The organism is Dapis brunnea BLCC-M229, from assembly GCF_050015995.1.
Lineage (GTDB): Bacteria > Cyanobacteriota > Cyanobacteriia > Cyanobacteriales > Microcoleaceae > Trichodesmium.
In genome coordinates this window covers 631-10,446 of sequence record NZ_JBNHEP010000191.1, presented here as the reverse complement: position 1 = coordinate 10,446, position 9,816 = coordinate 631, and the positions used below count along the sequence as shown (strand labels likewise).

Sequence of the window (9,816 nt, the reverse complement as noted above, 5' to 3'; positions counted from 1 at the left end):
TTACGCAAAAGATAGAATTATACACAATATGTAGGGGTTAACGGCCGTTAACCCCAACTAGATAGCGGTGCGACCCCGCGTCGGCGTAAGACGCAAGGGAACGCGCACCAAGAGATGGTGGTTCTGCGTAAGTCCTGTCTATAATTACTTCAATACTCAATCCCCTCATCTCCCCATCTCCCCATCTCTCCATCTCCCCCAACCATACAATAAGTATTAAACCGGATTTGATATAATATTATGTTCGGATAATCACTTATAATAAAGTATATGATTTGTAGTATAGCTCTCAGCCCTATCTACAGTTGGGGCTGAAACCCTACTACTAGCTTTAATTATAATAACTATTTAACCGAACATGATATAATATCATGTCCGGATAATTAGTGATGAAAAAAACTTCCTGATTCTTCCTTCTTTCTTCCCTCCTGACTCCTGACTCCTGAATCCTGAATCCTGACTCCTCCGTCGTTTATTTATAAGTATTCAACCGGACATGATATAAGTCCCGTTAGAACAAATTATCCCATAGCGGAGCTACCCCTGAAAGGGGCAGCTTATATCATCTATTCTCAACTCAGGTAAAACATATTAGTAGGAACTTAACCTAATTCATACTAATTGCATCAAATTTCGCATTTTTTTTTAGGTTATAAACCGAGATATCTACTCTTTCTTACCAATTTCACAACAATCTTGAATCGGATCGTCAATTAAATCATCATACCACTTGTTACCTAATAAAATCTTGAATCTATCCTTGATCTCTGGATCGTCAGGATTACTGCGACGTAAGTTTACTAACTCGTTAACACTCTCAGGCCACAAATTATATTCTTGATAAACATTAATCTTGTCTATAACAGTTTCAGCCGATTTTAGCTTACTCATCAAACTATTGGTTGCTTCCTCCTTTAATATATCTACCTCAACAATCTTCGAGGAATTATCTCCACAATCAAAAGTAAATTGTGAATAATAAATGCTATCGTCTAAAGGTGGAGCAGATGAGGGTAACTGCCAACTAATAAATCCTGGCTCTGATTCAACATTAAATTTAGTCTCATAAATAATTTTATCCCTCTCAATCCTATCCTTTAAAACGAAGTTAATACTACCAGAACGAGGAATATATAACCAAAAAGTCGGATGACTTGCCAAAGTTCCTAAATTGTCTTGTTCTGCAGGAATCAGAACTAAGAAAGGCTTTTTATCATTAGGATTACACTTGCCACCGCGAGCACCGCGAGTACCTCCGCCGCTGGTACTACTTGAATCAGCGTTCCCTCCTCTATCCCTATCCGCTACGTTATATGAAAAAAGTTTTTGAAATTCGGGAATAGGAGATTCTGTAAGTCTAGCTTTTTCTCTAACACCTGAAGTTTCTAAAATGGCAAATGTGCTTTCCAATGTTGGAGTAAATTGATTGTATTTACCTAGTTCTTGAGATACGGTAGCTTGCTGAAAAAGTCGATCTGATTCCTCTATTGTCCCGGACTGTTGCGGTAGGACAGGTGTGTTGGTTTCTACTGCTACTGATTTAGCTATTCCTACACTTAGCCCACAGATGCTAATAATAACGGCAGCAAATTGTTTGATTTTCATTATTTTCTCCCCTAAAAAAATTGTTTGTCTAATCAAGAAATGGATAAACTTAGATAACCTCTATAAGGTCTACACTTGTCTTTTAGTTTCTTCTACATCAGCAGGAGTTTTAATTCCTAAAACTGATAATATTTTTATAACTTTTGCTCTAATAATTAGGCGTTGCTGAATCGAGGTATGAATTTATGCAGTAACAGACGCCAAGGCGTGAATTTAAGGTGGTGAATTAATAGCTAAGTCAAATATTTTAGGATCTTTTTTGATCTAAATTATACTTCAATTTATATTTTCCCTCTACACTTGTTTCATGTACTTCTTAGTATTACTCCCTATACTGGTCTCCATCAGGAATATATTTGAAATTAATTTGAAGCAATTAGTGATACTAGAGAACCATTATCTGTATACTAACCAGCAGGTAAGGATGAGGAAAACTACACCATAGCGTTTCTCAGACTCATTAGGTACACCTTGTTCCTTAATTCAATCTCCCCATCTCCCCATCTCCCTATACCCCCATCTCCCCATCTCGCCCAAATATATAATAAGTATTCAACCGGATTTTATATCACTCATTAGTCAATGAAGGGGGACTTCTCTCAAAGTTTATGAAAACACTGACACCAGTTATGACTAATACCAAAACAGATGGCACCAAGGGCACCACAAAACCATGAGTTAAAAAAATCAAACTAACTAAGTATAAAACCATAATATTTCCTCCTATAAAAAAGACAAAGAATAAAACTCGATGAAAACGCCAACCTACTACACCACCAACAGCAGACCAACCCAAAATCCACAACCAGTCTGCCCACCTATGCCAAAATGTAATTAAATCTCTTCCATCTAAAACTGCACTAATAATTTGACTAACCTGATGCGCGTGTACAATAACTCCAGGCATTTTCTTTTGAGAAGCAACTTGAAAACTATAAGGAGTATAAAAATTATCACTACCATTGGGGTCTGTATTACCAATAAGTACAATTTTATCTTTAACTAAAGAATCATCAAAATTCCCAGATAATACATCCGAAATAGTAATAGATTCAGCAACTTTATTAGGAACTCCCTCTGAGTTTCTATAATTAAGTAAAACTTGAATTCCACCAGTATCAATTTTTTGATAAAAACCTTGTCCTTCTACAAGGTCTTTGAAAAAAACCTGTCCTATTTTGACAAACCCTCGGGGAGCATCTTCCTCTTGAATGCCTTTAGTTTCCAAATAATTAAGGGCAACGCTAACACTTAATGAATACTGTGTTTGACAAGGATTTCCTAATATTTTGTTCTGAAACATATAGTGCCGACGGACAATATTAATTTGACCAGGATCTAGCATAAGTTGAATAAAACCTAAGCGTTCTTCTGGTACTCCATCTGGAGGTTGGCTACTAGGTTTATTCTTATTCCGATCGTCACTAACACTACAAACAGCAACTATTTTCTGATTATTACTCAAAAGTGTTAATAATTTTTGATAATCAGACTCAGAAGGTAAAGGTTTTTCTCGTAAATAATCTACACCAATAATTGTAGGTTGATGAGTTTCTAATTTAGCTATTACCTTAGCCAAATTCTCATCAGTTAAACTATTACTAATTCCATATTTATTAATATCTGTTGCTGTAGCTTCAACAATTAAAAGACGAGGATCTAGTGGCTCTGAAGGTCGCCATCGCATCAGGCGATCGTACTCATTTAATTCAAATGATTGTAGTAAACCTAAAGTTCTCAAAATAATCACGCCGACTCCTACAAAACCAGCAATACCTAAACTCATTCCTAATGTTTTAGGTTGAGCTTGAGGTTTAACCTGAGAATTATCCAGATTATTTTCTAAATTTGCTAACTTTTCTGCTAATTTTTCCTCTACCCAATCTTCATTAAAAATTTTCCGATAAATTTTATTAAAAATAACTAATTTCTTTTCTCTTTTAATTACTATACCAGACAATCTTAGAGCCATTTGTACTGGACTATCATCAGTTTTAACTTCTCCCTTTTGCAGGATTTCTTGATATAGTCCCAATAACTGAGGTGCAAATTCAACATGATTGACTAAATAATCGTGCATATATTTAAAATGAGTGGGATTATCTTTCTCTTCCCAATAAGTCAAAATATGTTCTTCTACTAGCTTATCGATATCCGGTTCAGAATCCTCTGCATAATCAACAATAATTTGACAAAGTTTCTGAGTTAAAAAAGGTTGACCTCCAGTCCAATCAAAAACTTTTTTTAAAACAACTTCTGGCTCTTCTACTATTTCATCTAATCTCTTACTCTTAATTAAATTTTTTCCATCTTCAAACTTTAATTCTGTTAATTCAATGGGATGACCAATATTAAAAGGAGTCCGTTTTGGATCTCTAATTAAATCATCTGGAGTCGCCACTCCAACAAAAGCAAAAATCAACCGATGATAATCATCTTTTCCCTCCTCAGCCCGGCGATTATAAGAAGAGCGAATAAAAGCAAAAAAATCATTTCTCATCTCCAACGGTAATTTAACTAGCACATCAATTTCGTCAAGAAAAATATATATTTTTTGAGGATAAGGAAAATGAACAAATAAAATTTCTTCAATAAACCGAGCAAAAAGTTGGATATTATTTAAGTTTTGATGACTGGCTCTCCAGTCTTGATAATTGATACTATTAGGCAAATCGCATCCATAAAATACTTCTCCTAAAAAACCTTCATACCAAGATTCTTCTTTAATTGAAACACCTAATCTAGTCATGTCAATTGGGATACATTTGCAACCTTGGGAGCGTAATTTTTTCATCACTCTTACCCGCATACTAGATTTACCCATTTGACGAGCATTAAACACATAACAATATTCGCCAGCTAGGAGATTTTCAAATAGTTCTATATCTTGTTTTCTTACTACATAAGTAGGGTCATTTGCTCGTAAACTCCCTCCAGGTACCATTTTTTTTCCTTTTTCCTTCTTTTTTACTTCCTGACTTTCAATAGAGCTCTTGCAAAAGTTTTAATTAAATCAATTCAAGATCTAAAATAAACAATTTCATCTCCCTATTCCCTATTCCCTCTCTTGGTGCGCGTTCCCTTGCGACTTTCGTCGTCGCGGGGTCGCACCGCTATTCCCTATTCCCTGACTTCTGTAAGAAGTCTAATTAAAATAGACAATACTGAAAATATTGTTGATATAACTGACAACGAGGTTCAGCCAAATCACCTTTAATTTTAATTAATCCCATAGCTTCTAATTGACGTACCTCTCGATTTTTATTAGGTAAACGTACTGGAGAATTAGCTTTTAATATTTCGCAAAAAACTGCTTTGATTTTTGGATTATTCTCCATGATTTCTAAAAGCATACTTAAATGATCTTGATAAATCCCACTTTCAGTAGGAGCCTCTTTTAATAGCTCTTCAATTTTCAATTCATCCTGGACCATTTTATACAATCCTAATCTGACTAAATAAGGATGTCCTCCTACCATATCCATTAAAGGATTGACTATTTCTGCTTCAAGTTGATGTCTAAATGTTAAATTAGCCACCTCATCTTTTGTAAATTCTTTTAATTCTATGGGCAACCCGACATTAAAAGGAGATTGATAAATATCTAATTTACCATGATATTCTGTCGAATAAGCAATTACCATTCTAAGATTTTCCCAAATTTCCGAGTTATTACTTTCCTCATACCAACTTCTTAACATAGCAAAAAAGTTTTTAGATATTTCTGGATAATTGAAAATCTCATTAACTTCATCTAATAGTAAAACAACATTTTTCTTGACATGAATCAATAATTCTTTAAATGCTTGAGTACAAGAAATTTTAGCGTTATTATCATCCCAAGTTAGTCCAGATTTAACATCAGGCAACTGACTTTTGATATTTTTATTAAATGCTTGGATGAAATTATTAATACTGCTAATATTTTGGGGTTCAATCAAAGTGTCAAACCTCAGATACACAGGAAGATAAGTATTTTGTTTTGCTTTAGCTTGTATCCTTTGCATCAGAGAAGTTTTACCCATTCTACTTGGTGCTTTTATTCTTACCAAAGAACCTGGTTGTTCTATAGCTTCATAACATTCAGATTCAATAGTACAACGTTTAATTCGATGACGTTCTATATAAAAAGGAGAGTCTAGTTTTTCCGGTCTACCAGGCATGATAACTTGGTGGAAACCATAATCTTCCTGTAACTCATTAATGACTAAATTTGGTTTATATTGAGTGAATATTTGTACCAAATATTCGTTCCATTCCAGATTGGTTTCTGATGAGTATTTAAACTTCTTTGCTATTGCTTTTAATTTCCTCCCTACACTCGATTGATCGAAACTCATTACTTCGGCAATTTCTTGATATTTTTTACCTGATAAACGCAATTGGACTATATTTTTGTCATTGTCTGACAAATTAGAGTAAATGTGGTCAAATATTTCTTGATTCATGGTTCTTTATTTAAGTTTAAATTTCTTAGGTTTTTATATCAATTTGATAAATGTTTGTGACAAATAAACTCCTATAATTCTCTATCATAAAAGCTTGGCCTTTGCAAAAATTCTTGAAAATGGTATTAAATTAAAGTAATCTATACTAATTATTAAAAATTATGCAAATCTTATCAAACTGATTTAACCAGCTTATGATAAATGAAGAATCCAAGTGTTGGTTTGAAGTCTAGTAAATCTTTACTGAATTCAACAGTAGTATTAGAATTACTTGGAATTGAAAGGAGCTAGTTAAACCAGCGATCGGGAAAGTTGATTTTTGATTGTTTTTGCCTCCTTGAGTTTTTGAGTTTTTAACTTTACACTTTAATTATCCCCCTAATTTCTGGGGATGGTGGTGAGCTATAAGTAAAATGAAGGTGATTTTTTGGTATGGAGAAAGTGAGCGATTTAAATACAACAAAGTGAAGTAGATGAGTAATTTTTAGTGATGAATATCACTATAGCAATATGATTTGAGTTATGAGATATTGGAGACTTTTAGGGAACAGGGCAACAGGGAACAGGGCAACAGGGAACAGGGCAACAGGGAACAGGGCAACAGGGAACAGGGAAGAAGAAAATGTATTTTATTCATAAGATAACTGCTATATTCTATCCTTTAAAGGAATACCTCAATTCTCACATTTGATTCCTGATTGCTATATTTAATGTCAATTCCCCAAAATAATGCTATACTTATTACCCAAATTCCTGATTAAGTGATTAGTAAGATTCAGCAATGTTTTTGATGATACCTAAAACCTGCTATCAAAATTTTTAGAAATGTTCCATGAAACCTCCCTACATTATTTTTTAGAGATATCTAATTATATACTAAAGCTCAAATGAGTGAGAAGTTAATGCACAATTAATTTTACTTAAATACTTCTCACTCCAGGAGACTATTCTATCATGTGATTAGAAGAAAGAAGAATCATTGATAGTAGTTAACTTAGTTGTGATTTCTTCTGGGGTAGTCACTGTATTTTCTAAAGTAGCTAAAAGTTGATTATCCCAGAAGATTTGGGTATTATTGGCAACTGCCTCAATAGTTAGGCGTTGTTCATCTAAAACTAATCCATCACCCAAAACTAGCCAATCTTCATTGATATTGAAGTCGGTGATGATGTCTGAACCTTGACCAACGTTGAGTAGGAAGCGATCGCTACCACTACCGCCAGTTAAAGTATCATCATCTCCCCCACCATTGAGGAGGTCATCACCATCTTCACCCCATAATATATCCTGGCCTTGATTACCAAATATCAGGTCATTTCCCATACCTCCTAATAACACATCTTGGAAACCTTCTGTGCCAATTGCTGCTGAAAGTTCAAGGTTGTCACCATAGATAGTATCATTGCCCTCACCACCACAGATAGTATCATTACCTCGATCGCCAAACAGAAGGTCGTCTCCTGCTTGACCATATAAAATGTCATCATCCTTACCACCTTGTGCAATATCATTACCTGTACCACTAAGAATAGTATCTGCACCATAGTTCCCACTGAGGAAGTCATTTCCGGCACCGCCAGAAATCAAGTCTCTGCCTGACACATCAGCATCAATAACGCTATTGTTGCCACCATAAATTGTGTCATCTCCTGCCTCTCCTAAGAGAGTATCGTCACCTTGGTCGCCAAAGATTAAATCATTATCCTTACCACCAAAGACGAAATCATCTTGTTTACCACCATTAATTAGATCGTTTCCACGACTCCCTTCAATAACATCGTTACCCCGACCTCCATTCACAGAATCTTCTCCTATTTCCTCTGCTGAAGAATTGGAACTGGGGTCACCAACAATTTGGTCATCGCCATTCTCACCCATCAACATATCGTCACCCTGTTGTCCGAACAGGATATCATCACCCTTACCACCACGGACTTCATCATTACCCTTACCACCCATTAGTAGATCGTTGTAACGGTTACCGTTTAGGTAGTCATTACCTCTACCACCGTTCATGGTATCACTACCTAATAAATCTTTATCAGTACCACCAGTAGTACCACCCCATAAGATATCCTGACCTTTGTCACCTAGGACTATATCATTACCAATGTCAGCCCAGATAATGTCATTACCCTTACCACCACGAACAGTATCATATCCTTTCCCAGTGTTGATAAAATCAGCTTCCTCCTTGCCATTAGCAAAGTCACGACCACGATTAGCAAAAATTCGGTCTTCACCCAAGCCACCATAAATGATGTCAGGAACAGCACTACCTTCCATGGTATCGTTTCCACCTAGGCCATCAGTAGCTTGGCCAACTCTACTACTTTTGATAAATTCATCTGCTGCTGTACCGAATAAGAACTCTTCAAATTGATTAGGTTCTAAAACCATAGAAGGTACAACAGGTAAATCTGGAAATTCTATGGTTGGAGGTGGAGGACAGAGACTGTCATGCTCTATTTCTATTTGAGAAGTTTCTATAATTGTTTCATCCGCAGGAGTTTCCTCTACAGGAGTTTCCTCTACAGGAGGTTCATCCACAGGAGGTTCATCCACAGAAGGTTCATCCGCAGGAGTTTCCTCTACAGGAGGTTCATCCGCAGGAGGTTCATCCGCAGGAGTTTCCTCTACAGGAGTTTCCTCTACAGGAGGTTCATCCACAGGAGGTTCATCCACAGAAGGTTCATCCGCAGGAGTTTCCTCTACAGGAGGTTCATCCGCAGGAGTTTCTTCTACAGGAGTTTCTTCTACAGGAGGTTCATCCGCAGGAGGTTCATCCGCAGGAGTTTCTTCTACAGGAGGTTCATCCGCAGGAGTTTCTTCTACAGGAGTTTCATCCGCAGGAGTTTCTTCTACAGGAGGTTCTTCTAATAGAATTTCATCCGCAGGAGTTTCTTCTACAGGAATTTCATCCACAGGAATTTCATCCACAGGAGTTTCTTCTACAGGAGTTTCATCCGCAGGAGTTTCTTCTAATAGAATTTCATCCGCAGGAATTTCATCCACAGGAATTTCTTCTACAGGAATTTCATTCACAGGAATTTCATCCACAGGAGTTTCATCTACAGGAATTTCATCCACAGGAGTTTCTTCTACAGGAGTTTCATCTACAGGAATTTCTTCTACAGGAGTTTCATCTACAGGAATTTCTTCTACAGGAATTTCTTCTACAGGAATTTCATCCACAGGAGTTTCATCTACAGGAATTTCATCCACAGGAGTTTCTTCTACAGGAATTTCATCCACAGGAATTTCTGGCTCAAATTGACCGTTAATAGTAATTGTGACTGTTGCTGTACTTGTACCACCGTTACCATCACTGATGGTGTAGGTGAAATTGTCTGTTGCTGTTTCTCCCACTGGCAGAGTGTCGTATTGACCATTGGGGTTATAACTATATGTGCCGTCACTATTTAATCTTAGTAATGCTCCTGATGGCAGGGTGATTTCTTGACCAATGTCACTACTGTTGCTGTTAACTGCAGTGACAGTTAATTGGTCATTATCTGGGTCTGTGTCTCCCACTAGAACGTTCTCATTCTCGATCGCCACATTGGCATCTGTGATAGCACTGTCGTCTACAGCCACAGGGGGGTTATTGGTTGGAGGTTCTGGTTGCTCCACAGGAGGTTCAGGAATAGGTTCAAATTGGCCGTTAATAGTAATTGTGACTGTGGCTGTACTTGTGCCACCATTGCTATCACTGATGGTGTAGGTGAAATTGTCTGTTGCTGTTTCTCCCACTGGCAGAGTG

The 9,816-nt window shown here is 36.6% G+C and carries 4 protein-coding genes; all 4 read right to left on the bottom strand.

Annotated features, from left to right (window positions below):
* Nucleotides 1–666: 666 nt before the first annotated feature.
* A complete protein-coding gene (locus tag ACP6PM_RS21600; RefSeq protein WP_426588263.1) occupies nucleotides 667–1,605 on the bottom strand; it encodes a DUF928 domain-containing protein in 939 nt (312 codons plus the stop codon).
* Nucleotides 1,606–2,173: 568 nt separating this feature from the next.
* Nucleotides 2,174–4,549: a CHASE2 domain-containing protein gene (locus tag ACP6PM_RS21595; protein WP_426588261.1), complete on the bottom strand. Its 2,376-nt coding sequence runs from the start codon at nucleotides 4,547–4,549 to the stop codon at nucleotides 2,174–2,176.
* A 205-nt stretch (nucleotides 4,550–4,754) separates the two neighbouring features.
* A complete protein-coding gene (locus tag ACP6PM_RS21590; RefSeq protein WP_426588259.1) occupies nucleotides 4,755–6,053 on the bottom strand; it encodes an AAA-like domain-containing protein in 1,299 nt (432 codons plus the stop codon).
* Between the two features lie 960 nt (nucleotides 6,054–7,013).
* Nucleotides 7,014–9,816, bottom strand: a 2,803-nt coding sequence (locus ACP6PM_RS21585) for an Ig-like domain-containing protein (protein WP_426588257.1), incomplete at its 5' end; no start/stop codon positions are given.